The sequence below is a fragment of the Serratia sp. AS12 genome (genome assembly GCF_000214195.1).
In the GTDB taxonomy this organism is placed as follows: Bacteria; Pseudomonadota; Gammaproteobacteria; order Enterobacterales; family Enterobacteriaceae; genus Serratia; species Serratia plymuthica.
The window spans coordinates 4,852,089-4,878,697 of the sequence record NC_015566.1 but is presented as its reverse complement, the minus strand read 5'-3'; the positions used below and the strand labels follow the sequence as shown (position 1 = coordinate 4,878,697).

General features: G+C 58.5%; 15 protein-coding genes and 1 pseudogene. 12 read left to right on the top strand and 4 right to left on the bottom strand.

Annotated elements, in window-relative coordinates:
- The first annotated feature begins 116 nt into the window (after positions 1 to 116).
- The 11 genes from mreB to SERAS12_RS22495 all read left to right on the top strand — a co-directional run bounded on the left by mreB (position 117) and on the right by SERAS12_RS22495 (position 23,363).
- The gene (mreB, locus tag SERAS12_RS22545; protein ID WP_004948655.1) at positions 117 to 1,160 is read left to right on the top strand and encodes a rod shape-determining protein MreB; all 1,044 of its coding nucleotides are present in this window, start codon (positions 117 to 119) and stop codon (positions 1,158 to 1,160) included.
- Positions 1,161 to 1,254: 94 nt separating this feature from the next.
- Entirely contained in the window at positions 1,255 to 2,259 is a 1,005-nt protein-coding gene (gene mreC, locus SERAS12_RS22540; RefSeq protein ID WP_013814710.1) for a rod shape-determining protein MreC, read from the top strand.
- Entirely contained in the window at positions 2,256 to 2,744 is a 489-nt protein-coding gene (gene mreD / locus SERAS12_RS22535; RefSeq protein WP_004948651.1) for a rod shape-determining protein MreD, read from the top strand. Before mreC ends, mreD begins: the two co-directional genes overlap by 4 nt.
- Positions 2,745 to 2,752: 8 nt before the next feature.
- Positions 2,753 to 3,337 (top strand): nucleoside triphosphate pyrophosphatase, encoded by a 585-nt coding sequence (locus tag SERAS12_RS22530; RefSeq protein WP_013814709.1) that lies wholly within the window; start codon positions 2,753 to 2,755, stop codon positions 3,335 to 3,337.
- Positions 3,338 to 3,375: 38 nt separating this feature from the next.
- Entirely contained in the window at positions 3,376 to 4,845 is a 1,470-nt protein-coding gene (rng, locus tag SERAS12_RS22525; RefSeq protein WP_013814708.1) for a ribonuclease G, read from the top strand.
- Positions 4,846 to 4,940: 95 nt separating this feature from the next.
- Positions 4,941 to 8,753, top strand: coding sequence for an AsmA2 domain-containing protein YhdP (yhdP, locus tag SERAS12_RS22520; protein ID WP_013814707.1), 3,813 nt, complete (start codon positions 4,941 to 4,943; stop codon positions 8,751 to 8,753).
- Positions 8,750 to 9,610 (top strand): deaminated glutathione amidase, encoded by an 861-nt coding sequence (nit1, locus tag SERAS12_RS22515; RefSeq protein WP_004948637.1) that lies wholly within the window; start codon positions 8,750 to 8,752, stop codon positions 9,608 to 9,610. Before yhdP ends, nit1 begins: the two co-directional genes overlap by 4 nt.
- Before the next feature lie 7 nt (positions 9,611 to 9,617).
- Positions 9,618 to 11,063, top strand: a complete 1,446-nt coding sequence (gene tldD / locus SERAS12_RS22510; protein WP_013814706.1) for a metalloprotease TldD — start codon at positions 9,618 to 9,620, stop codon at positions 11,061 to 11,063.
- A gap of 269 nt (positions 11,064 to 11,332) precedes the next feature.
- The gene (locus SERAS12_RS22505; protein WP_013814705.1) at positions 11,333 to 13,006 is read left to right on the top strand and encodes a ShlB/FhaC/HecB family hemolysin secretion/activation protein; all 1,674 of its coding nucleotides are present in this window, start codon (positions 11,333 to 11,335) and stop codon (positions 13,004 to 13,006) included.
- A gap of 26 nt (positions 13,007 to 13,032) precedes the next feature.
- Positions 13,033 to 22,977, top strand: a complete 9,945-nt coding sequence (locus SERAS12_RS22500) for a hemagglutinin repeat-containing protein (RefSeq protein WP_013814704.1) — start codon at positions 13,033 to 13,035, stop codon at positions 22,975 to 22,977.
- 2 nt (positions 22,978 to 22,979) lie between these two features.
- Positions 22,980 to 23,363, top strand: coding sequence for a hypothetical protein (locus SERAS12_RS22495; RefSeq protein WP_013814703.1), 384 nt, complete (start codon positions 22,980 to 22,982; stop codon positions 23,361 to 23,363).
- Here SERAS12_RS22495 and SERAS12_RS26760 read toward each other — a convergent pair.
- The 3 genes and pseudogenes from SERAS12_RS26760 to SERAS12_RS22485 form a co-directional block, all read right to left on the bottom strand.
- Positions 23,360 to 23,740, bottom strand: a pseudogene (locus SERAS12_RS26760) (hypothetical protein). The gene SERAS12_RS22495 and the pseudogene SERAS12_RS26760 overlap by 4 nt on opposite strands.
- Positions 23,737 to 23,955, bottom strand: coding sequence for a SymE family type I addiction module toxin (locus tag SERAS12_RS22490; protein ID WP_013814701.1), 219 nt, complete (start codon positions 23,953 to 23,955; stop codon positions 23,737 to 23,739). The pseudogene SERAS12_RS26760 and the gene SERAS12_RS22490 overlap by 4 nt, the downstream one beginning before the upstream one ends.
- Entirely contained in the window at positions 23,921 to 24,865 is a 945-nt protein-coding gene (locus tag SERAS12_RS22485) for a nucleoside hydrolase (RefSeq protein WP_013814700.1), read from the bottom strand. The genes SERAS12_RS22490 and SERAS12_RS22485 overlap by 35 nt, the downstream gene beginning before the upstream one ends.
- A 205-nt stretch (positions 24,866 to 25,070) precedes the next feature.
- Here SERAS12_RS22485 and SERAS12_RS22480 point away from each other — a divergent pair, with 205 nt between their 5' ends.
- Positions 25,071 to 25,448: a hypothetical protein gene (locus SERAS12_RS22480; protein ID WP_041416430.1), complete on the top strand. Its 378-nt coding sequence runs from the start codon at positions 25,071 to 25,073 to the stop codon at positions 25,446 to 25,448.
- Here the strand turns inward: SERAS12_RS22480 and aaeR are convergent.
- Positions 25,411 to 26,322 carry an HTH-type transcriptional activator AaeR gene (aaeR, locus tag SERAS12_RS22475; RefSeq protein ID WP_013814698.1) on the bottom strand — a complete coding sequence of 304 codons (912 nt, stop codon included), beginning with the start codon at positions 26,320 to 26,322 and terminating at the stop codon, positions 25,411 to 25,413. The two genes, SERAS12_RS22480 and aaeR, sit on opposite strands and share 38 nt — an antisense overlap.
- Positions 26,323 to 26,609: the final 287 nt, after the last annotated feature.

Sequence of the window (26,609 nt, the reverse complement as noted above, 5' to 3'; positions counted from 1 at the left end):
TACAGACTATTTTTCACCGAAGTAGAACGTTTTTGCGCCTTGTCGCTGCTTCGTGTGGTTGGTAAAGTAGGCGGATTTTATTTTCCGCCCCCAGCTTGCAGGATTATCCTTTAGTTATGTTTAAGAAATTTCGTGGCATGTTTTCCAATGACTTGTCCATCGACTTGGGTACCGCCAATACCCTGATTTATGTTAAAGGGCAAGGCATTGTACTGAACGAACCGTCGGTGGTTGCCATTCGCCAGGATCGTGCCGGTTCACCCAAGAGCGTTGCGGCCGTGGGTCATGCGGCAAAACAGATGCTGGGCCGTACGCCCGGCAATATCGCGGCTATTCGCCCGATGAAAGACGGCGTAATCGCCGACTTCTTCGTGACCGAAAAAATGCTGCAGCACTTTATCAAACAGGTTCACAGCAACAGCTTCATGCGGCCAAGCCCGCGTGTGTTGGTGTGCGTACCGGTTGGCGCAACTCAGGTTGAACGCCGCGCCATTCGCGAATCCGCCCAAGGGGCCGGTGCGCGTGAGGTGTTTCTGATTGAAGAACCGATGGCTGCGGCGATCGGTGCCGGCTTGCCGGTTTCTGAAGCGACCGGTTCCATGGTGGTTGATATCGGTGGCGGTACCACTGAAGTTGCGGTGATCTCACTGAACGGTGTGGTGTACTCGTCTTCCGTACGTATCGGCGGCGATCGCTTCGACGAAGCCATCATTAATTATGTGCGCCGTAACTATGGCTCGCTGATTGGTGAAGCGACTGCCGAGCGTATCAAGCACGGCATCGGCTCAGCTTATCCGGGCGATGAAGTGCATGAAATTGAAGTTCGCGGCCGTAACCTGGCTGAGGGCGTGCCACGCGGCTTTACCCTGAACTCCAATGAAATCCTCGAAGCGCTGCAGGAGCCGTTGACCGGCATCGTCAGTGCGGTGATGGTGGCGCTTGAACAGTGTCCGCCGGAGCTGGCCTCCGACATTTCCGAACGCGGTATGGTGTTGACCGGCGGTGGCGCACTGCTGCGCAACCTGGATCGCCTGCTGATGGAAGAAACCGGTATCCCGGTAGTCGTGGCAGAAGATCCGCTGACCTGCGTAGCCCGCGGCGGTGGCAAGGCGTTGGAAATGATCGACATGCATGGCGGCGATTTGTTCAGCGAAGAATAGTCAGCCCCAGGAAAGAGGAACCGTATCGGATGACAGCGCAAAGCGAAAATCAGGTACGGTTCCTTTTTCTGTTGTCGAGGAACTCGCATAATTTATGAAGCCGATTTTTAGCAGGGGACCTTCCCTGCAACTCCGACTTTTTTTGGCGGTGATTGCGGCCATTGGCCTGATCGTTGCCGATAGCCGTCTCGGTACGTTCGTGAAAATTCGTAACTACATGGACACGGCCGTCAGCCCTTTCTATTTTTTGGCCAATGGGCCACGTAAAGTTTTGGACGGCGTTTCAGAAACGCTGGCTACCCGCCAACAGCTGGAGCTGGAAAACCGAGCTCTGCGGCAGGAACTGCTGCTGAAAAGCAGCGACACTCTTCTTCTTGGCCAATTCAAGCAGGAAAACGCCCGCTTGCGTGAGCTGCTAGGCTCGCCACTGCGCCAGGATGAACACAAAATGGTCACCCAGGTGATCTCTACCGGTTCGGATCCTTATAGCGATCAGGTCGTGATAGACAAAGGTTCGGACAACGGCGTTTATGAAGGCCAGCCGGTGATCAGCGATAAAGGCGTAGTCGGCCAGGTGGTGGCGGTGGCGAAGTTCACCAGCCGCGTGCTGCTGATTTGCGACGCCTCGCACGCACTGCCGATTCAGGTGCTGCGCAACGATATCCGGGTGATTGCCGCAGGCAGCGGTTGCGCCGACGATTTGCAACTCGAGCACCTGCCGAACAATACCGACATCCGCGTGGGGGATGTGCTGGTCACTTCTGGCCTGGGCGGCCGCTTCCCGGAAGGTTATCCGGTAGCGGTGGTCTCCTCGGTTAAAGTGGATAACCAGCGTGCTTATACCGTGATCCAGGCGCGGCCAACCGCAGGTCTGCAACGCTTGCGCTACCTGCTGCTGCTGTGGGGCGCCGATCGCAATGGCGATATGCCGCTGCCACCGGACGAAGTTCACCGCGTTGCCAATGAACGCCTGATGCAGATGATGCCGCAGGTACTGCCGCCGGCCGATGCCATGGGCCCGCAACCGTCCCTGCCTGCCGCCGCAACGGGTGCCGCTGCGACGCAGACCGCGGCACCGGTTGCGGGAGCCACGCAATGAACCGCTACCGCAGCAACGGGCGCTGGGTAATCTGGCTGTCATTTTTGGTGGCGCTGGTGCTGCAAATCATGCCGTGGCCGGAGCAAATCTATATGTTCCGGCCGTCCTGGTTGGCTTTGATCCTGATTTACTGGGTGATGGCGCTGCCACACCGGGTGAACGTCGGCACCGGCTTTGTGCTGGGGTTGGTCATGGATCTGATCCTCGGCTCCACGCTGGGCGTACGCGCGCTGGCGTTGGGTATCATCGCCTATCTGGTGGCGTTCAAATTCCAGCTGTTCCGCAACATGGCGCTATGGCAACAGGCGCTGATCGTCGTACTTTTATCCCTGGCGATGGACGTTGTGGTGTTCTGGGCCGAGTTTTTAGTGATCAACGTCTCTTTCCGCCCAGAGGTGTTCTGGAGTAGTGTGGTTAACGGCATTCTGTGGCCGTGGTTGTTCTTGCTGATGCGCAAAATCCGCCGTCAGTTCGCCGTACAATGAGGATATCAATGACTTCGCTTTATCTGGCCTCCGGCTCTCCGCGTCGACGTGAATTACTGACCCTGCTGGGCGTTCCGTTTGAAGTTATCCTGACGGATACCGAGGAGCAGCGTCGGGAAGGGGAAGCCGCTGAAACTTACGTGCGCCGTCTGGCGCAGGACAAGGCTAAAGCGGGCGTGGCGCTGGCGCAGCAGAACTGGCCGGTGCTGGGCGCGGATACCATTGTGGTGCTCAACGGCCGGGTGTTGGAAAAACCGCGCGACGAAGCGCATGCGGCAGAAATGCTGGCGGTGCTCTCGGGCAAGCAGCATCAGGTGATGACCGCAGTGGCGATCGCCGATAGCCAGGACGTTTTGTGCCAACTGGTGGTCACGGACGTGACGTTCCGCAACCTGTCACAACAGGATATCTGCGATTATATTGCAACGGGCGAGCCGATGGATAAAGCGGGCGCCTATGGAATTCAAGGAAAGGGTGGTTGTTTCGTCAGAACGATAACCGGGAGTTATCACGCGGTGATGGGTCTGCCGCTGGTCGAAACACATGAGCTGCTCAGTCATTTTGTCGCATTACGTGATGTAAGAACCGGTTGATGGGCGCTGCCATTATCGACCGGCTCTGAGGAGAAGGCATGACAGCTGAGCTACTGGTTAATATCACACCGTCTGAAACGCGGGTTGCCTATATTGATGGCGGCATCCTGCAAGAGATCCACATCGAGCGCGAATCCAAACGCGGCATCGTCGGCAATATTTATAAAGGGCGCGTAAGCCGCGTCTTGCCGGGTATGCAGGCGGCATTCGTCGATATCGGCCTCGACAAGGCCGCCTTCCTGCACGCCTCCGATATCATGCCGCACACCGAATGTGTCGCCGGTGATGAGCAGAAGAATTTCCACGTGCGCGATATCGCCGAACTGGTGCGCCAGGGGCAGGATCTGATGGTGCAGGTGGTGAAAGATCCCCTTGGTACCAAAGGCGCGCGCCTGACCACCGACATAACCCTGCCTTCGCGTTATCTGGTGTTCATGCCGGGTGCGGCGCACGTTGGCGTCTCGCAGCGCATTGAAAGCGAAGCCGAGCGCGAGCGGTTGAAAAAGGCCGTAGCCGCCTACTGCGACGAGCTGGGCGGTTTTATCATCCGAACGGCGGCAGAAGGCATCGGCGAAGAAGAGCTGTCGCAGGACGCCGCATTTCTCAAGCGCCTGTGGACCAAGGTCATGGAGCGCAAAAAGCGCAATCAGACCAAATACAAACTGTACGGCGAGCTGGCGTTGGCGCACCGTATTCTGCGCGATTTCGCCGGTGCGGCGTTGGACCGGATCCGCATTGATTCGCGTCAGACCCACGATCAACTGGTGGAATTTACCGGCGAATACATTCCGGATATCACCGACAAGCTGGAGTTGTACGCCGGCAAGCAACCGATCTTCGACCTGTACGATGTCGAAAACGAAGTCCAGCGGGCGCTGGAGCGCAAGGTGGAGCTGAAATCCGGCGGTTACCTGATCATCGACCAGACCGAGGCGATGACCACCGTGGATATCAACACCGGCGCCTTTGTCGGCCACCGTAATCTCGACGAAACCATTTTCAATACCAATATCGAAGCGACGCAGGCCATTGCCCGTCAGCTGCGGCTGCGCAACCTGGGCGGTATTATCATCATTGACTTCATCGACATGAACAATGACGAACATCGCCGTCGGGTACTGCATTCGCTGGAGCAGGCGTTGAGTAAAGATCGGGTAAAAACCACGATCAACGGCTTCTCTCAGCTAGGCTTAGTGGAAATGACGCGTAAACGCACGCGAGAAAGCATTGAACATGTGCTGTGTCATGATTGTCCTACCTGTAATGGGCGCGGCACCGTGAAAACGGTGGAAACCGTCTGCTACGAAATTTTGCGTGAAATTGTTCGCGTACACCATGCTTACGATTCCGATCGTTTCCTGGTATACGCCTCTGCGGCGGTTGGCGAAGCGCTGAAAGGCGAAGAATCACATGCGCTGGCCGAAGTGGAAATCTTTGTTGGCAAACAGGTTAAGGTGCAGATCGAACCCTTGTACAGCCAGGAACAGTTTGACGTTGTCATGATGTGATCGTTGGCCCTCGCCCCATACCTCTCCCCGAGGTAGGGTGAGGACGAACAGTCGAGGTATTCCCGTTGCCAGGCAGCGGAAGCAAGGAGAACTGCGTGAGGCGACTGCCTGGGATTTTGTTAGCAACAGGCGCCACTCTGGTTGTTGTTGTGGCGTTACTGGTCAGCGGGCTGCGTCTGGCGTTGCCTGAACTGAACAAGTATCGCCCTCAGGTGCTGGCAAAAGTGGCAAGCCTCTCCGGCGTGCCTTTCCAGGTCGATTTCATGCAGGGGAGCTGGGAAACCTTCGGCCCACAGCTCGAAATGCGTAACGTGCGCGCTACGCTGCCCAAGAGCAATTTGCATATCGAACGCGTGACGCTGGCGCTGGATGTGTGGCAGTCGCTGCTGCACTGGCGCTGGCAGTTCCGCGATCTCACCTTTTATCAATTTCAGCTCGACATGAATACCACGCTGGGTGGTGATGATCGTAAGGGCAACACCATCGAGCCGGGCAGAATCAGCGATTTGATGCTGCATCAGCTCGATCATTTTGATCTGCGCGACAGCCGTATCTCTTTTCTCATGCCTGCCGGCGCGCGCGCCGAATTCGAAATCCCACAGCTCACCTGGCTCAATGGCCGCGATCGCCACCGCGCTGAAGGGCAGCTTAGCCTGTCGACGCTGAATGGCCAGCACGGCGTGGTGCAACTGCGTATGGATCTGCGTGATAACCAGGGATTATTAAATACCGGTACGGTCTATATGCAGGCCGATAACATTGACATGAAGCCGTGGTTTACCCGCTGGTTGCGCGCCAATACCGGCCTGGAGAGCGCGGATTTCAGCCTGGCGGCCTGGTTGCAGATCAAAAACGGCGAGATAGCCGGTGGCAATGTGCTGCTGAAACAAGGCGCGGCTAACTGGAGCGTGGGAACCGAACAGCACCGGCTGGATGTGGATAATCAGGCGTTGGCGCTCAGTCGCCAAGGCAATGGCTGGCAAGTTGACGTGCCGCAGCTCAGTTTGCAAACCGACGGCAAGACCTGGCCGAAGGGCAGGCTTTCAGCGCTGTGGCTGCCGGAAAATACCGAATTTATGGGGCCGGGGCAGAACGAAGAATTACGCCTCCGCGCTACCGATATTCAGCTTGAGCGGCTGTCGGCGTTGTTGCCCACGTTCTCATTCCTCAGCCCGGACGTACTGGAGCGTTGGAACGATTTGCAGCCGCAGGGCAAACTCGATGCGCTGGCGCTGGACATTCCGCTGAAACAGCCGGAAAAAACCCGTTTCCAGGCCCGCTGGCAAGATGTCAGCTGGCAGCACTGGAAACTGCTGCCGGGGGTTAATCACTTCTCCGGCGCGCTGAGCGGCGGCGTGGAGAATGGCCGCCTGCAGCTTGATCTCAACAACAGCACCTTACCTTATGGCGACATGTTTCGCGCCCCGTTGGAAATCAGCAGCGCGCGCGGTGCGCTGACCTGGCTTAACAACGACCAGGGCTGGGAGTTGGCCAGCAAGAACCTGGATGTGAAGGCCAAATCACTGTGGGTTAACGGCGATTTCCGCTATCAGCAGCTGGCGAAAGGCGATCCCTGGTTGAGCATTTTGGCCGGTATTCGTTTGTATGACGGCGCAGACGCCTGGCGTTACTTCCCCGAACCGCTGATGGGCAAGCACCTGGTGGATTATCTTGGCGGCGCTATTCAGGGAGGACAGGTGGATAACGCCACGCTGATTTACGCCGGCGATCCGCAACATTTCCCTTATCGCAAGAACGAAGGGCAGTTTGAAGTGTTTGTGCCGCTGCGCCATTCTACCTTCCAGTTCCAGCCGGGCTGGCCGGCGTTGACCGATCTGGCGATTGATCTCGACTTTGCCAACGAGGGGTTGTGGATGAATGCCCCGCAAACCAAGTTGGGCAAGGTGGACGGCAAGAATATTACGGCGGTCATTCCGGACTATCTGAAAGAACGCTTGCTGATTGACGCCGACGTGGCGGGCGAAGGCTCAGAGATCCATAACTATTTCAACCAGACCCCGTTGCATGATTCGCTCGGTTCCGCCTTGGATGAGCTGCAGATTGGCGGTAATGTCAGTGGGCGCTTACATCTCGATATCCCCTTGAACGGCGAGGATGTGCGTGCGCAGGGTGAGGTCGAGTTGAACAACAACTCACTGCTGGTTAAGCCGATTGAAAGCGAACTGAAAAAGGTCAGCGGCAAATTCCGCTTTGATAATGGCAATCTGACAAGCGACACCCTGTCGGCTAACTGGTTCGGGCAGCCGGTGGCGGTGAATTTCACTACCCAAGAGGGCAAAAGTGACTATAAGGTCAATGTTGGCCTGAAAGCTGACTGGTTGCCGGCCAAATTCCCCGGCATACCGCAGGACGTGAGTGACGCGCTGAACGGCAGCGCGCCGTGGCAGAGCCAGGTTGCGATCGTTCTGCCACATCAGGGCGCGGCCAGCTATGACATTGGCCTCGATGCCGACCTCAGAAAAGTAAGCAGTCACTTACCGCCACCGCTGGATAAACCGGCGGGTGACCCCTTGCCATTGAGCGTTAAGGTGAAGGGGGGCCTGAATGGATTCATGCTGACCGGCAGCGCAGGCAAGCAAAACCGGTTCAACAGCGAATGGATCTTTGCCAAAAAGCAGGTGACGCTGGCGCGCGCCGCATGGCAAACCGACGCCGGCGCTACGCCGCCGTTGCCGGGTAGCCCATCGCTGACGCTGAACCTGCCGCCGCTGGACGGTGAGAAATGGCTGGCGCTGTTGGCACCTGCGATAAAACAAAGCGGTGGTTCAGGCCAGGTGGGCGGTTTTAATTTCCCGACCACCGTGGCGCTGAAAACGCCGCAATTGATGTTGGGCGGCCAGGCATGGCATAAGTTGCAACTGACGGCGGAAAAACAGCTTGGCGGCACGTTGGTCAGCGCCAAGGGCGATGAAGTTGACGGTAACCTGCGGATCGTGGATCGCGGGCCGTGGCGTGCTGACATCAATTACCTTTATTACAACCCGCAGTTCAGCACGGACAAGAACGTCCCGGCGGCGACCAACCCGTTGGCTGCTGCGGATAAAGTCTCCTTCCGTGACTGGCCGTCGCTGATGTTGCGCTGCAAGTCGTGTTGGGTGATGGGGCAGAATCTCGGCAAGGTCGAAGCCGATCTGGCCAATCAAGGCGATACCCTTCTGCTTACGCATGGGCTCATCGATACCGGCAAAGGGCGCATGACCGCCAGCGGCCTGTGGAAGCAAAACGCGCAGGAAGAGCGCAGCTCGCTGAAAGGCAAGCTGCTGGGCAGCAAGATCGACGAAACCGCCGCCTTCTTTGGTATCACCACCCCGCTGAAGGGCGCGCCTTACGATGTCGATTTCGACCTCTACTGGCGTGGCCAACCGTGGAACCCGCAGGTAGACACCCTCAGCGGCGCGTTGACGATTAAAATGGGCAAGGGTGAGATCGACAGCATGGGCGGCGGCCGTGCCGGCCAGTTGCTGCGTTTGGTGAGTTTCGACGCCCTGTTACGCAAGCTGCAGTTTGATTTCAGCGATACCTTCGGTAAGGGCTTCTACTTTGACTCCATCCGCAGCACCGCGTGGATGAAAGATGGCATAATGCATACCGAAAATCTGTTGGTTGACGGGCTGGCGGCAGATATCGCGATGAACGGCCAGATCGACCTGGCGCGCCGCCGGATTGATATGGAAGCGGTGGTGGCGCCGGAGATTTCAGCCACGGTCGGCGTGGCGACGGCGTTCGTGATCAACCCGATCGTCGGCGCGGCGGTGTTTGCCGCTTCTAAGGTACTGGCACCGTTGTGGAACAAGATCTCGCTGATTCGCTATCACATCAGCGGCAGCCTGGATCAGCCAAAAATTAACGAGGTGTTGCGCAAGCCAAAGGAGAATAAGGCGTCATGAGAAATGCTAACGTTGCGTTGTTACAGTTGTGCAGTGGCGATCGGGTGCGTGATAACCTGGCCCAGATTGAACAGCAGATTAAGCAGCTCAATGCCGGGGTAAAACTGGTCATGACACCGGAGAACGCGCTGCTGTTCGCCAACTCTGCCGCTTATCGCCAGCATGCGGAGCCGCAGGGTGATGGCCCACTGCAGCAGGCGGTGCGTGAGTTGGCGCGGCGCTATGGCGTATGGTTGCTGGTTGGCTCGATGCCGTTGATCAGCCGCGAAAATCCTGCGCTGATTACCACCAGCAGCCTGCTGTTTGACGATCAGGGTGAAATCCGGGCGCGCTACGACAAGCTGCATATGTTCGACGTGGACATTAACGACTCCCACGGCCATTATCGGGAATCGGACACTTACCAACATGGTCAGCAGTTGACCGTGGTGGATACGCCGGTCGGTCGGCTTGGCATGACGATATGTTACGATCTGCGCTTCCCGGCCCTGTATCAGGCGCTGCGCGCACAGGGTGCGGAACTGATTTCCGTGCCGGCCGCCTTTACCCGCGTGACCGGCGAGGCGCATTGGGAAATCCTGCTGCGCGCCAGGGCGATTGAAAACCAGTGCGTGATCCTGGCGCCGGCGCAGGTTGGCAGCCACGGCCCGACCCGCCGCACTTGGGGCCACTCGCTGGCAGTGGACGGTTGGGGTAAGGTGCTGGCCGAAAACCCGGATGCGGTTTCGGCGTTGAAAGTACGGGTCGACACTGCCGGCCTCAACACCCTTCGTGCGCAAATGCCGGTATTGCAACACAACAGATTCCAGACGTCGCTGACGGCGCCGTTTGAAAAAACCTCCTCCAATAAAGAGTGAAAAAATTATGAGCCTGACGTTTGTCAGTGAGCAGTTACTTGCTGCGAATAAGTTGAGCCACCAGGACCTGTTCTCTGTCTTGGGGCAACTGGCCGAACGCCGCCTCGATTATGCCGATCTCTATTTTCAGTCCAGCTACCATGAGGCCTGGGTGATTGAAGACAGCATCATCAAGGATGGTTCTTATAATATCGACCAGGGCGTCGGGGTGCGCGCCGTCAGCGGCGAGAAAACCGGTTTCGCCTATGCCGATCAGATAACCCTGAACGCCCTGCATCAAAGCGCCCAGGCGGCGCGCAGCATCGTGCGCGACAGCGGTGACGGTCGGGTGCATACGCTCGGTGAAATCAGCCATAAAGCGCTGTATCCGCTGCTCGACCCGCTGCAAAGTCTGCCGCGCGAAGAGAAAATTGCCCTGCTGCACCGCGTTGATAAGGTTGCCCGTGCGGCCGATAAGCGGGTGCAGGAAGTGAGTGCCAGCATCACTGGCGTGTATGAACAAATCCTGGTGGCCGCGACCGACGGCACCCTGGCGGCGGATGTTCGCCCGCTGGTGCGTCTTTCCGTCAGCGTGCTGGTGGAAGAGGACGGCAAGCGTGAACGCGGCTCCAGCGGCGGCGGCGGCCGTTTCGGTTATGACTATTTCCTGGAAATCGCCGATGGCGACGTCCGTGCCGACGCTTACGCCAAAGAGGCGGTGCGCATGGCGTTGATTAACCTTTCCGCCGTAGCGGCCCCGGCCGGCAATATGCCGGTAGTGCTGGGCGCCGGCTGGCCCGGCGTGCTGCTGCATGAAGCGGTAGGCCACGGCCTGGAAGGGGATTTCAACCGTCGCGGTACTTCGGTATTCAGCGGCCAGATGGGCCAACTGGTGGCTTCCGAGCTTTGCACCGTGGTGGATGACGGCACCCTGCAGGGGCGCCGCGGTTCCTTGGCCATCGATGATGAAGGCGTGCCGGGCCAGTACAATGTGCTGATCGAAAACGGCATCCTGAAAGGCTACATGCAAGACAAGCTGAATGCGCGCCTGATGGGCGTTGCGCCGACCGGCAATGGCCGCCGCGAGTCCTATGCGCATCTGCCGATGCCACGCATGACCAACACTTACATGCTGGCGGGCAAATCCACGCCGGAAGAGATCATCGCCAGCGTGGAGTACGGCCTGTATGCGCCGAACTTTGGCGGCGGCCAGGTGGATATCACCTCCGGCAAGTTTGTGTTCTCCACCACCGAAGCTTATCTGATTGAGAAAGGCCGCATTACCAAGCCGGTGAAGGGCGCGACGCTGATCGGCTCCGGCATTGAGGCGATGCAGCAGATTTCGATGGTCGGCAACGATCTGGCGCTGGATAAAGGCGTGGGCGTTTGCGGCAAAGAGGGGCAAAGCCTGCCGGTGGGCGTCGGTCAGCCGACCCTGAAGCTGGATATGCTGACCGTTGGCGGTACCGCGTAGTTCTTTTCTGGGGCCGGTTCACGGCCCCAATAAATTCGTTTTTTGCGGTGCTTATCGCATTAGCCATAATTAAGACGGATTCGCTGCTTTTTCCGATTAGAGAAAACCAATAAGCCATTTTTAAGTGTAAAAACTGATCTTATGGGGTTTTTGTTTAAGATTTTTCTTGTTTGGTTAGGCCATCTAATGTTTCACCAATAATTTATGCCTTGTTACCTGCCGCACGCCGCCTTTAGAATGCCGAAAAAGTCATAGGGACGGCCTTCTGAATGGATTCAGTAACTCGGCGGCTTTCAGCCGCTTTACTCTGCATTTTCTTTTCCTCCACCGCTGGTGCCAACCTGCTTAGCCCGGCGGATCGCGACAGTATTCAACAGCAGCAGCGTGAATTGCTTGAGCAAAATCAGCAGCAGCGGCAGGAACTGCAACGCAACCTGACACCGACGTTGCCCGCGTCTGCAGAATCAAACGCCAGCTCTGGCGGACCCTGCTTCACCATCACCACCCTTCGGCTGGAAGGCGCAGACCACCTGCCGGCCGGCGCGCGGCAGGAGTTAACTCAAGCCTACCTGCAACGCTGCCTGAATCTGGGCCAAATCCAAACGCTGGTACAGAAGATCTCCGATTGGTATATCAGCCGTGGCTATATCACCAGCCGCGCATTCCTGACCGAGCAGGATTTGTCGCGTGGGGAGCTACGGTTGCTGGTGCTGGAGGGCAAGCTGGAAAAGATCCTGCTGGAACAGCACGACGATCGCATGCTGAAAATGGCTTTCCCCGGCCTGCAGGGCAATATTCTCAATCTGCGCGATATCGAACAGGGCATGGAGCAGATCAATCGCCTGCGGCAGCAGCCGGTGCAGATTGAAATTCTGCCCGGCAGCAGGCCGGGTTATTCGGTGGTCAATTTGAGCGCCAAACCCGAGTTCCCGCTGATGCTGGGGCTGGGGTTTGATAATAGCGGTCAGAAGAGTACCGGTACCGGTCAAATCAACGGCTCGCTGACCGGCAATAATCTGTTGGGCGTGGCGGACCAGTGGTTCGTTTCTGGCGCGCGCAGCAGCGATTTTGCCAAGGATCACAATGCACGCAGCGTGCAGGCCGGCGTCAGCCTGCCTTATGGCTATTGGCTGCTGGATTATAACTATGCCTACAGCGACTACCTGGCCACCATCAATAATCAGGGCTTTGACTGGCGATCCAGCGGCGACAGCCAGACTCACCGATTGAGTCTGTCGCGGGTACTGTTTCGCGATGGTGAAATGAAAACCGGCCTGTCTGTGGGGCTGACGCACCGCATTAACCGTAACGCTCTCAACGATACCCGTTTGGAAAGCAGCAGTCGCAAGTTGACCAGCGTCACGCTGGGGCTCGGCCATAGCCAGAAATTGCTGGGCGGCTTCGCCACGTTAAACCCGGCCTACAGCCGCGGCGTGCCCTGGCTGGGTGCCGAAGACGACAGCGGTAAAATCAAGGAAGCGCCACGCGCCGAGTTCCACAAGCTTTCGCTTTCCGGCAGTTACTACCTGCCGTTGACGCAGGACTGGACTTACCTCACCAGCCTGTACGGCCAGTGGACGCCCCACCGTTTGTATGGCAGCGAGCGCCTGACGATTGGCGGCGAGAGCTCGGTGCGCGGCTTCAAAGAACAGTATCTTTCCGGCGACAAGGGCGGCTATTGGCGCAATGAAGTTAACCGGACGCTGGTGACGCTGCCGTATCTGGGCAGTATCAACGCCTTGGCCGCGCTGGACGGCGGTTGGCTGCATCACGACGCGCTGGACGCCAACGCTTGCGGCACGTTGTGGGGCGGAGCCATCGGGCTGGGCAGCCGCAACCGCTATTTCGGCAGCCAACTGACCGTCGGTTGGCCGCTGGCTTATCCAGATTGGCTGAAGCCGGATCGGGTGTCGGTGTATTACCGGGTCAATATCGTACTTTAACGTTAACGTACAGGAAGGTTTCAGGGATGAAACATAAAAATAATCAACCGCTCAATGCCTACCAGCGCCTGCTGAGTTACACCCTGTGCGGTCTGCTGGCCGGCCAGCCGCTGCTTCCGGCTTTTGCCGCAGGCGTTAACGTCGCCGAAGGCAATACCCGCGTCGATCAGGCCGCCAATGGCGTGCCGGTGGTCAATATCGCCACACCGAACCAGGCCGGTATCTCTCATAATAAATACAATGATTTCAACGTCGGCAAAGAAGGCCTGATCCTCAATAACGCCACCGGTCAGCTCAACCAGAGCCAACTGGGCGGCCTGATCCAGAATAACCCCAACCTGCAGGCCGGCAAGGCAGCGCAGGGCATCATTAACGAAGTGGTGGCGCCCAATCCTTCACAGCTGCAAGGCTACCTGGAAGTGGCGGGCAAGCAGGCCAGCGTGATGGTGGCCAACCCCTATGGCATCACCTGCGACGGTTGCGGTTTTATCAATACCCCCAATGTGACGTTGACCACCGGCAAACCGGTACTGGGTGCCGACGGCAAGCTGCAGGCGCTGGAAGTGACTCAGGGGGCGATCACCGTTCAGGGTAAAGGGCTGGATGCCAGCCAGAGCGATAAATTCGCCCTGATCGCCCGCGCCACCGAAATCAACGCAAAACTGCACGCTAAAGACGCCCGCATCACGCTCGGCGCCAACCAGGTAGACGCCGCAGGCAACGCCACGCCGATCGCCGGCCACGGCGCCGCACCCAGGGTGGCTATCGACACCGGCGCGCTCGGCGGCATGTATGCCAACCGCATCCATCTGGTGTCCAGTGAACAGGGCGTGGGGGTGAATCTCGGCAACCTTCACGCCCGCGAGGGGGATATCAACCTCGACGCCAGGGGCAAGCTGACGCTGCACAATTCGTTGGCGCAGGGTGCGTTGAGCGCGAATGCGGCCGACCTGGCGCTGAGCGGCAGCCACCAGGCCGGGCAGGCGATAACCCTGAACAGCGGAGGCAATATCGCGCTGGATCAGGCCACGCTGAGTGCGGCAGGCGATATGACGCTTAACGCTGCCGGCAAACTGCAGGCCGACGGCAGCACATTGCTGGCCGGCGCCGATAAGCAACAACGGGCTACCGCCGCGCAAACGCTGAAAGTGAACGCCGGGGAGCAGCAATGGAATAACAGCCGCCTCACTGCCGGGACGATAACGGCGCAGGCGCAACGTGGCCTGCAACTGGACGACGCGTCTATGTTGGCCGGGTTGAAGCAGGTAGATCTGCAGGCCGGTGCACTGATGCTGGGGGGTAACGCTGCGTCGGGCGGCGATCTGCACCTCTTGGCAGACAGCCTCACCGGCGGTGTGGCCAGCCGGGTGACCGCCGAAGGCGATATCGGGCTGACGCTCAGCGGCGCTGGCGACTGGCGGGGAACATTGACGGCCGGGCGTGACCTGCAACTGCAGGCCAACACGTTGAATAACCGTGGCCAACTGGCCGCCAATCGCGACAGCCGGGTTCAGGCGCAGCAACTGACCAACACCGGATTGATGCAGGCGCAGGGGGCGCAGAACCTGACCGGCAGGCAGTTGGATAACAGCGGCAAACTGCAGGCGGGTGGCGAGCTGACGATCAACGCCGATGGCGTGAACAATCAGGGGCTGATCGGTTCTCAACAACGGCTTGATTTGACGGTGAAGAATGGCCTGAACGTGGACGGTTCGCTGTATGCCGACGGCCCGCTGACGGTGCAAGCGGGCGAGTTTTTACTGGCCGGCAGCGCTACCGGCAAACAGAGCGTAGCATTTAATGGCGGCGCGCTGAAAACCGCGCAGGGTTCTTCGCTACTCAGTGATGGCGACATCGCGCTCCAGGGGGATGAGGTGCGGCTCGGCGGGCTGCTTTCTGCGGAGCGCGAGCTGACGATCGACAGCCAAAGGCTGATTGCCGCTGCGAGCGGACAAACCCAGGCCAAACAGGGTATGTCTCTGAAAGTCGCCGAGGGTGCGCAACTTGCCGGCGTGTTCAGCACGCTGGGGGATCTGAAGGTCAGCGGCGCTACCGTGGACAATACCGCAGAGCTCGGTGCTCGCAACCTCGACTGGCGCGGGGATTATTTGAGCCAGCGCGGGCAGGTGCACGCCAGTGAGCAATTGACGCTGGCCGTCAATCGTCTTGATCAGCAGGGTGAACTGCTGGCCGGCAAGCAACTGGCTCTGCGCGGCGAGCGGCTGACCAACAGCGGATCAATAGGTGCTACGGTGCTGGATTTGGCTTTCACGCAGTCGGTAGACAACCTGGGCGTGCTGGTGGCGAACAACGCACTGACGCTGGCCGCTCCGCGGCTGAATAACGCCGGACGGCTTGCGGCGAAAGACGTCGCAATCAATACGAGCGCTCTGGACAACGGTGGGCTGCTGCAGGCTAAAGGCAAGGCGGATGTTACTGCTCAGGACCTGCAAAACCGCCTGACGGGGCGGATCCTCGCTGGCGGCGTGTTAGCGCTGCAAAGCGCGCAGTTGAACAACGTCGGCAAGCTGCAGGGGCAGGCTATTGATATCACCGCGCAGCGTTGGGACAACGCCGGCAGCGCGCTGGGGATTGACGGGCTGACCGCGTGGGTTGGCCAACTGGATAACCAGGGGCAGGTATTGAGCCGTGGGGCATTGGCATTGAACGCCGACGTGCTGGACAACGGCGGTAAGGTATTGACGGAAGGCGCGCTGAGGCTGAAGGCCGACAGCATCGATAACCGGGGAGAAGTACAGGGCGACAGCGCACAGATCGAAGCCGACGCGTTGAACAACAGCGGCAACCTGATCGGCGTGAAAAAGCTGGCGCTGCAACTGCAACAGGATCTGCATAACCTTGCCGGTGGCCAGTTGCTGAGCGGCGGTGAACTCGACGTCGCGGCGGCAGCGGTCAATAACGCTGGGCTCTGGCAGGGCGCTCGCATTCTGCTGTCGGCGCGGCAGTTGGATCATACCGGCACCTTGCAGGCAAAACAGTTGATCCGAGTGGATCTGAGCGGCGATCTCAACGCCGGTGCGGGCAGCAAAATCGTCTCTAATGGCGAAGCGGCGCTGACGGCGCTGGCGTTGAACAATCAAGGCAACTGGCAGGCCGCCGCATTGCGCCTGAAAGGCGACAACCTGAATAACGGCGGTGTGTTGACCGGCGTTAACCGGCTTGATGCCGAGATCGCCGGTGCAGCAGTGCAGCAGGCCTCGGGGCAGATGCTGAGCGACGGCGAACTGCGGCTGAATGCGGAACGCATCGAGAATCCGGGCCTGATGCAGGCGGGGGATCTGCGGCTCACGGCCGTGCAATTGGACAACGGTGGCAGGCTGCTGGGGAAAAACAGCCTTAACGCTGAGCTGAGTGGGGTATTCAATAACCTGGCCGGCGGCAACGTGCGCAGCCAAAATGTGCTGCAACTGACGGCGGCAGAGCTGAACAACGCCGGTGAGATGCAGGGTGATGGGCGCAGCGCACTGCGGCTGGATCGTCAGTTGATCAACCCGGGCAAGCTGATCGTCGGCGGCGCGTTGGATCTGCAGGCACCAACGCTGAATAACGCCGGCTGGCTGCAGGCGGGTAGCCTGATCTTCAACGGATCGCAGCTTGATAACAGCGGTACGCTTCTCGCCGCCGGTGATAACCAACTGACGCTCAAAAACCTGAATAATCAGGGGACGCTGCAAGGCGGCAATCTGCAACTGAAGGCGGACAGCCTGGAGAATGCCGGTACGCTGCTGGCGACGCGCCAGATGGCGATCGAAGCGCGGCAGATGGATAACCGACAGGGTGGCAAGCTGTTCAGCGCCGGTGATGCGATGCTGGCAGGCAGCCTGTTGAATCAGTACGGTCAACTGGTGGCGCTGGGCAACATCGCGCTGACGTTGAAAGAGGCCTTTACTCAGCAAGGTACCCTGGCGGCGGGCAATGCGCTGAGCCTTGAAGCCGACGGCGATATTCTGCTGCAAGGGACCACTCAGGGGCAAAGCCTGAACCTGCGCAGCCGCGGGTTGCTGACTAACGCCGGCACGGTACGCGGCGGTGGCGGAGAGGTGCGTCTCGAGGCTGAGAGCATCAAACAAAACGGTGGCGCCAGTCTGCAATCGGGCGGGCGAGTGCAACTGCTCAGCCGCAGTGACATTACCAACAACGGTTTTATCGGTACCGCCGGCGATCTGCTGCTGATTGCCGCCAATCAGCTGTTTAACAGCGGCATGCTGTACGGCGGCGGCAATATGCAGCTGATGGCGGATCGCATCGTCAACCAGCGCGGCGATATTCTGGCGGGCAACAGCCTGTGGATGCAGAAAGATGCCGACGGCAATGCCAACAGCGAGATCGTCAATACTTCCGGCACCGTCGAGACTGAAAACGGCGATATCCAGATAAAAACCGCGCACCTGCTTAACCAACGTGATGGGTGGTCGGTTAGTAAGGAACAGCAGACAGCAATCAGGGATCCGCTGTGGAATGGTCAGCCTCTGGTCGGTATGAAACTGGGGGATTTGCCTGAGAGCGAATTGGGCTATTACATCGAAACCGTGCGTACCGGCGGTAGCATGGGGCATGGCAATGGTTCCGTTGATGATTACTATTATCTGGCACCGAAAGCCGCCGCCGTCGATAAAAAAATCCTGGTTGAATCCTCCAGAGTGACTGTCACCACGAGCGGTGGCGCTGGGCGCATTGCGGCAGGCAAGAACATTGTCGGCAATGTCACCCGTTTCGATAATATCGCCAGCGATATGTTGGCTGGTGGCAATATCTCACTGACCGGCGCCACGTTGAACAATGAGAGCACACAAGCAGGCAGCCAGAATAAGTACCTGAATTACCGTTATGACGGAGAAGTTGCACAATATGATTTCGACAAACACCATTCTCTGGCTGACTTCAAAAAGAGCGGTGGTTATATCCGTGATAACGTCAATACATCCATTCAGTACCGTTTAACCGGCCAGCCGGAGTACGAGAACGAAAATGCGGTTCTTTACCGTTCCGTCATTCAGGCTGGCGGTGCGGTTAACGCCAGCTTTACCGACACTATCAGTAACACGGCAGTAACGCCGAATGCCGGCAGCGTGAGCCATTCGATCGTCCGGCCAACGCTCGACGGCCTGCAACAACCGAATGCCATCGATGGCGTACAGCAGCAAGGGCTGGCGGGCGATCAGGGTGTCGCCGTCGGCGGCCCGGCGTGGCGCGACAGTTTGCAGAGTGCATTGGGTTCGCTCGGCAACAACGCCGCCGAACTGGCGGATTACCCGCTGCCGAATGGCGGCAATGGCCGCTTCGTCCCGACCGAGGATCCGAACAGCCCATACCTGATCGCTACCAACCCCAAACTGGATGGTCTGGGGCAACTGGACAGCGGCCTGTTCAACGATTTGTACGCCATGCTGGGCCAGCAGCCCGGCGCTGCGCCGCGTGAAAATGACAGCCGCTTCACTAACGAAACGCAGTTTATCGGTTCGGCCTATTTCCTCGATCGCCTCAAACTGAATCCGGACTACGACTACCGTTTCCTCGGCGATGCGGCGTTCGATACCCGTTACATCAGCAACGCCCTGCTGACCCAGACCGGCAAGCGTTATATCAACGGCGTCGGCTCTGATCTGCAGCAGATGCAACAGCTTATCGACAACGCCGCCCAGGCGCAGAGCGGCCTGAATTTGCAGCTCGGGATCAGCCTGACACCGCAGCAGGTGGCACAGCTGGACAGCAGCATAGTCTGGTGGGAGAAGGTGACGGTCAATGGCCAAACGGTGCTGGCACCGAAGCTGTACCTGGCCAAAAAAGACCTGGCACCGCTCAGTGGCAGCGTGATTGCAGGCAACAGCGTTAATCTGAACGCCGGCAGCATCAACAACGACGGCAGTACGTTGCAGGGTGGCGAGCGGCTGAGCGTTACCAGCCAGAGCGGCATCAGCAATATCAATCGCGGGCTGATCGATGCCGCGGGCGAGCTGCAACTCACCGCCATCGGCGACATCAACAATATCGGTTCCACCCTCAGCGGCCGGCAGGTGGCGCTGGAAAGCCTCGACGGCAGCATCATCAACAAAACCCAGACCCGCCAATGGGATGCCAAAGGTTCTCTGGGCGGCGAGTCTCTGGCCCTGTCGCGTACTGAAATTGGCGATATCGCCGCCATCAGCGCCGAAGACGGGCTGAGCATGCAGGCCGGGCGGAACATCGATATTACCGGCGCGAAAGTGACCTCCGGCGGCGGAATGAAGCTGCAAGCGGGCGGCGACGTTAACCTGATTGCCAACAATACCTATACCGCCGATAAACATAACGGCAACGAGCGCATCAGCAGTGGCACTACCCGCAGCACCCTCGCCAGCGGCGGCGATTTGCAGTTGCAGGCCGGGCGTGACTTGAACTCGCAGGCGGCGGCGATAGTGGCGGATAGCAATGTCGGGCTGAACGCCGGGCGTGACCTTGACCTCAACGCGCAGCAAAGTCGGGAGTATCAGGCGAGCCACGACGGCGGCAAGCAGCAGGTGAACGACTCTTTCCGCCAACAAGGCACTGAAATCGCCAGCGGTGGCGATACGCACATGCAGGCCGGACGCGACGCGACCCTCAACGCCGCGCAGGTACAGGCAGGTGGTGACGTCTCGGTCAACGCCGGGCGCGATATCGCGCTCAACAGCGCCACCGAGAGCGACTACAGCTTCTTCGAGGAGACCAAAACCAGGAAAGGCTTGCTGTCCAAGACCACCACCCATACGGTGAAAGAGGACTATGCCACCCGCGAGAAAGGCAGCTTGCTGAGCGGCAATAACGTTTCGCTCAACGCCGGCAACGACCTGAAGGTACAGGGCTCGACGGTAGTGGGCGACGGCAAGGTCAGCCTGCAGGCAGGCAATAATGTCGCGATCGTGGCGGCCACCGAAGAACAATCGAGTTACCGGCTGAACGAGAAGAAAACCAGCGGCATGTTCAGCGGCGGCGGCATCGGCGTCACCTTCGGCAGCACCTCGTCGCGCCACCAGTTGAACGAAGACGGCACCACCCAAAGCCAGAGCGTCAGCACCATTGGCTCGACCGGCGGCGACGTGAATATCATCGCAGGCGGCAAGGCGCATATCGGCGGCGCGGATGTGATTGCGGATAAGAATCTGAACGTGGTGGCGGGGGACATCAGGATCGATCCGGGCAATGACCTGTTGCGGCGCAAGGAGCGCTACGAGCAGAAGCAGAGCGGGTTGACGGTGTCGGTATCCAGCCCCATCACCGATACCCTGCTGGCGATCAATGATTCGCTGAAGCGTGTGGAGGACACCGGCGACGGCAGGCTGAAAGCCCTCTACGCGGTACAGGCCGTGCGCGCCGGTTGGGTTAACTCGGAGGCTAGCGCCGATCAGGCGCAGGGGCTGGCCAACGGTGAGCTGTCCAATAGCGTGAAAGTGCAACTGAGCGTGGGTGCCAGCAAAAGCACCTCCGAGTCTGAACTGGCGCAAAACCAGGTACGCGGCAGCAACCTGACGGCGGGCGGCAATGTCGCGCTGGTCGCCACGGGGGCGAATGGAGCTGGCGGTGACGTGCATGTCAGCGGCAGCGGTATCACCGGCAACAAGGTGACGTTGGTAGCGCAAAACGACGTGTTGCTGGACGCGGCAAGCAACAACAGGGAGCAAACCAGCAAGAACAACAGCAGCGGCTGGAACGCCGGGGTGCATATCTCGCTGGGGCAGGAGACCGGCATTGGTGCCTCGGCCAGCGGTTATCAGTCGAAAGGCGCCAGCGACGGCAACAGCACCGAGTACGTTAACACGCGGGTGAATGCACGGGATGAACTGAGCCTGAGCAGCGGGCGCGATACGGTGCTGTCCGGCGCGCAGGCGCTGGGTGAGAAGATTAAGGTGGATGCCGGTCGTGACCTGTCCATCAGCAGCCTGCAGGATACCGACGATTACCACAGCTGGCAGAAGGACAGCAGCGCGGGTGCGAGCTTTACCTTCGGTTCGATGGCGGGGTCGGCATCGCTGAGCATGAGCCAGACCAAAATCGACAGCGAATACGCCAGCGTGGGTGAGCAAAGCGGGCTGTTCGCGGGTGATAAAGGGTTTGATATCAACGTCGGCAAACACACTCAGCTTAACGGTGGGGTGATTGCCTCGACGGCGGACAGCATCAAAAACCAGTTGTCGACCGGCACGCTGGGCTGGGATTCCATCGATAACAAGGCGGAATACAAGGCTAGCAGTAGCGGGTTCGGTCTGTCGACCGGCGGGCCAACCGGTGGCGGGCTGGCGAAGGAGAAGGGCAAGGCGAGCGGTACCACGCAGTCGGCCATCGCCGGGGGCCAGATTGATATCCGCGATACGGCGAACCAAACTCAGGATGTCGCAGAGTTAAGCCGGGATACGGACAACGCCAACGGACGTATCGATAAAATTTTTGATGAAGCGAAGGTGAAGGACAACCTGGCGTTTACCCAGGGAGTCACACAACTGGCGACGCAGCTGGTGAGCGACTACGGCAACAAGCAGATGCTGCAGGCGCAGCGTGCGGCAGCGGAAAAACTGAGCAAAGACCCGGCTTACCTGAGTGCCTCGCCAGAGCAGCGGCAGCAGATGCTGGAAACCTCGCCGGAGTATAAGGCGGCGCAAGAAGCGTATGGGGTCGGCAGCAACTTCTGGGCGGCGGGTACGGCCATCAGCGCGGCGCTGGCGGGGCTCAGCGGCGGTGATATCGGGGCGGCGGCGGGTGGTGCACTGGCCCCCTATCTGGCGAAGGAAATCAAAAGCCGGACGGAGGGCAACACGGCGGCGAACGCGGCAGCGCATGCGGTGGCGGGAGCCCTGGTGGCGCTGGTATCGGGCAATAACGTGGCGGCGGGAGCTGCAGGTGCGGCGAGCGGTGAACTGGCTGCTAAAATCATCAGCGAGCAGTATTATGGCAAGGCACCGTCGGCGCTGACGGAGGCCGAGAAGCAAAACGTCAGCGCGCTGAGCCAACTGGCTTCCGGGCTGGCGGGTGGACTGATAGCGGACAGCACGGCTGGCGCCGTGGGCGGTAGTGTGGCCGGTAAGACGGCGGTGGAGAATAACTATCTGAGCGTGTCTGAAAAGACGGAGTTTGAGATAGCGAAGCAGAAGCTCAGCAGTAAAGACCCGGCAGAGCGCGTGCAGGCGCAACAAAAAGTTAACGAACTGATGGAGCTGGATATCAGTCGTGACAAGAGGGTGATCGAGGCTTGCGGAAATGGTACGGCAGCGAGTGCGGCCTGTGGGGCGGCGAGACTGGAAGTTATTGCGGCTAAAGGTGAGTATGAAACCGGGCCGTATAACTCGAGGGTAAGCCAGCAATACGCGGATGCTTACGGCAAGATAGTAAACCTGCTTAATATCACCAGTGTTGATGCGCAGAATCAACAGCAGATCCAAGACGCAATGATCAACTTCTTTATGACAACGAAAGGAGTTGATTACGCAACAGCCAAAGATTACACCGAGTTGAAGCAAGGGGCCGATATTATTATGGCTTCGGTTACTCCGGTACTTGGTGCGGCAGCGGCGAAACAACTTGGCAAGATTGTCGATGCGAATCTGAAGGTTGTTGCGAAAGGAAATGTTGATGGCAACAAGTTCACTGATACTAATCAGGGAGTGAGACCACCATCATTAGCCGATATTAATAAGCCAACACTTATAGATGGAAGGATACAAGCCAAAATAGAAAAGCTTGGTAAAGATATGCCTAACGGAAATATGGCAACGGCTCATGCTGAAGTAGGAGTGATCCAACAGGCTTATGAAAAGGGCATGACTCTAGGTCGTGAGATGACTATGACTGTGTCAAAAGAGCCTGTGTGTGGCTTCTGTCGTGGAGATGTAGCTGCAATGGCTGAAAAATCTGGATTGAAATCGCTCACTATATATGAAGAGCAGACAGGGAAAGTTCTGTATTGGCAGCCTGGAATGAAATCTCTGAAGGTGAGGGAGTAACTATGATTTTTTTATCTAGCTGGACATTGAATGGCAAGGGAGGAAATAAAAAAACTTCCCAATGGGAAGATATATCGCTTCTATTAAAATGGCTTAAGGATGAGGCTGGGACATTAACACTTGATCGGGTAAATACTGATAATACAGGCCCTGAAATGTTACAAGTTAGAACTGAAAAAGGTAATTATCTACTGATGTTGGGGGAAACAACAGAAGATGACTATGAGGTACGTTCTTACTGGGATAAAAGCTTGCCAGAGGAAAAGATTTTAATCCTAGGAGATTATTGGTCAGCAAGGCAGGTAACAAAAGACTTTGATCTTGTTGTCAGGATCTTTAAGGAATTCTTCGAGACTGGCAATGTATCAACGGATCTTCTGAACTAATGTACTCCCCCCAGCCTTGGCCGGGGGGGGGATTGAGCCCTAAATCCTCCTTCTTCCCGCCGCCGTAACCGGATAACACCGGGTGCGGCGGTGATCTCCAGTTGTTCCGCCTCGGTAATGCCAGACTCGGTAAGCCAGTCGCCGCCAATCACCAGCTCGCCGTTCTGCCGTACCCAATCCGCTCCCAAATCTTGCCTATGTTGACTAGCCTCACAGGCGGCCTCTCAGATAGCCGCATCGGTGACGACGGTTATCCACAGCCCGTCTGGCCGCAGGGTGAGTTGCAACGGCTCACCGATACTAAAACCCAGTTCGGCCAGCTCAGCACCTGCGAGAGTCAGCTCGGGGTTCGGTTCAGGGGTAAAGTTGATATTCATGCTGTACCCCCCGTGACTGGTGCAATACGGATGATCAGCTGGCCCGGCTCGGTGATCACTTGGATCTTCTGTCCGGTGGTGAATCCCAGAGGTTCCAGCCATTGGCCGGTGAGGGTGAGTTGCGGCGGCAGGTTGGGCCTGCCGCCGTTGTGGCGGTAGCCGTCATGCAAGCCCTGCACTCTAAACCCGCACTTCCCCAATCCTCTCCAGCGCATCCACCACCAAATCCCAGAACCTGTCTTGATCCAGCGTTACCGCGACCTGCGTGTGGCAATCCGGCGGCGGCGGGGCGCGAAAATCGGCCACGGTCATGCCCAGCGTTAGGGTGCCGGTCAGTTCGATATCCACCGGCACCTTACGCACCGTCATCACTTCAGGGTCGATTACGTAGGCCACCGCGCAAGGATCATGTACCGGTGGTGCGCTAAAGCCCTGCGCCTGTTGGTACATCTTGCCGAAGAACGCGAGCAGCTCGCCGACGAATTTCGCCGGCCCGGTACCGATGGCGGCAATGCGTTCGCACACCTCCGGCGTGGCGAGCGCCTGATGGGTCAGGTCCAGCCCGACCATGGTCAGCGGCCACTTTTCATTAAACACGATGTGCGCCGCTTCAGGGTCGATCTTGATATTGAATTCCGCCACCGCGCTCCAGTTACCCACGTGATAGCCGCCGCCCATCAGCACCACTTCCTTTACCCGCTCGGCGATACGCGGTTCTTTGCGCACCGCCATGGCAATGTTGGTCAGGCCGCCGGTCGGCACCAGCGTCACGCTGCCTGGCGGATGCGCCATCAGCGTATCGATGATCAAGTCCACCGCATGGCGCGGCTCCAGCGTCAGGGTCGGCTCCGGCAGCGCCGGACCATCAAGGCCAGACTCACCGTGAATATCGGGTGCTACCTCAATCTGCCGCACCAGCGGGCGCGGGCAGCCGGCGGCAAAGGGGACGCCGGTAATATTGGCGATACGCGCAACGGCCAGTGCGTTGCGGGTGACTTTATCCAGCGTCTGGTTGCCGACCACGGTGGTGACCGCCAGCAGTTCGATCTGCGGGTTGCCCCAGGCCAGCAACATGGCGATCGCATCGTCATGCCCAGGGTCGCAATCCAGTATGATTTTTTTCATTTTTATTCCTGATGCAGAGGAGAGGTGCCCGCAGCATAGCGCAGCGGTGCAGAGCGGAGTAATGCCAATGGTGCTTTTGTTAATCGCATCAAAGCATTGCCAATGTTGCGGTGTAATTAAACGTAAATCCCCGCGCCGGCGCTTTACCCTGGAGTGGAGTCCATGGTTTACATTGCTGCTTAGTGCAACACAGAAAGGGGAGATCATGACAAAGAACGGATGGGCGCTGGCAGCCGTGCTGGCGGCAATGGGGTTATGGACGCTGCTGGCCTGGGGCGTCTCCGGCGTGCTGGGTTGGTTACCTGCACTGGTGGGCTTGGCGGAAAACGGCTCGGCGCAGTTGGCACCCCAGTTTACCGGCTTGCTCAGCCTGGTGCCGCAGACGCTGGTAGAGGGCTGGTTACCGATGCTGCAGGAGCTGGGGCGTTGGTTGGCCGGCTCTTTCCCGCAGTTGCTCACCTGGGCGGGCTACGCCGTTTGGTTAATCTGGGGGCTGGGCATGCTGGCGCTGTTGCTGCTTGGTGCCCTGGCGCGCCGTTTTCTGATCAGCGGTAGCCCTGATAGACTTCCGCCACGCGCTTGAAGTACTCCGTCAGGTAGTCGATGCACACCTGCACCTTAAGCGGCAGCTTGTCTTTCTCGGTGTACAGGGCGTATACCGGGCGAGGATCCGAGTGATAGCTTTTGAACAGGATCTCGATCTCACCGCGTTTGATCTCTTCGATCACCCACATCAGCGGTGCATAGGCGATGCCTGCCCCGGCTTTCAGCCAGCGGATCATGGTTTGCGAATCGTTGGTGACAAAGCGCCCTTGCGGCGAGATGCGTGTGGTGATGCCTTCGGGGGCTATCAGTTCGAATTCGCTGTCCGGCCGCACGCTGTATTCCAGCCAGGAAAAGTTGACCATGTCGCTGGGCTTCTGCGGCGTGCCGTGCTGGCTGAGGTAATTTTTCGCGGCGCATATCACCATCGGCATTGAACCGAGGCGTTTGGAGAACAGGCTGGAATCTTGCAGCGCGCCGGTGCGGATCACCACATCCAGCCCATCGGCAATCAGATCCGGCGCCGGAATACCGGTCACCAGGTTCACCGTCAGGCCGGGATATTCCTTCAGCATATCGGCGGTCATGGTCGCCAGCACGTTTTGCGCCATGGTGGACGAACTGCCGATACGCAGCGTGCCGGTCGGCGTATTGTTAAACGCGTACAGCTGCTCGTGCACCTCGCTCACTTCCTGCAGCATGCGGCGGCAGCCCTGATAGTAAATTTTCCCGGCTTCCGTCAGGCCAATGCGGCGCGTGCTGCGGTTGAGCAGCTTGACCTGCAGCTCATTCTCCAGTTTGGAGACGGTCTGGCTGATAGACGAAACGCTCATATCAAGCTGGCGCGCAGCCGCCGTAAACGACCCGCATTCAACGACTTTTGCGAACACCGACATCCGTTTTAGTCTTTCCATTATTCACTCTGGCTTAAAAGTGATTTAGATCACAGATTGTTGATAGGTTGATAGTAAGCACGCTAATATAAACCGGTCGGGTGGAAAGACCTTACCAACGCGTGAGTGCGGTCGGCAGAGCAGCTTTGGCCGATCCCTCCGATATCCTCGCAATCCCTATCGCGGATGTATGCCCCTGAGTTTATCCTTTTTTCAGGTTCCTGACCTGTCTGGGCCGAAATTTGTGGTGCGCGTCAGCTAACATGTAAAGAGAATGTGAATGAGAAGAAAGGGTAACGCCCGGTGCA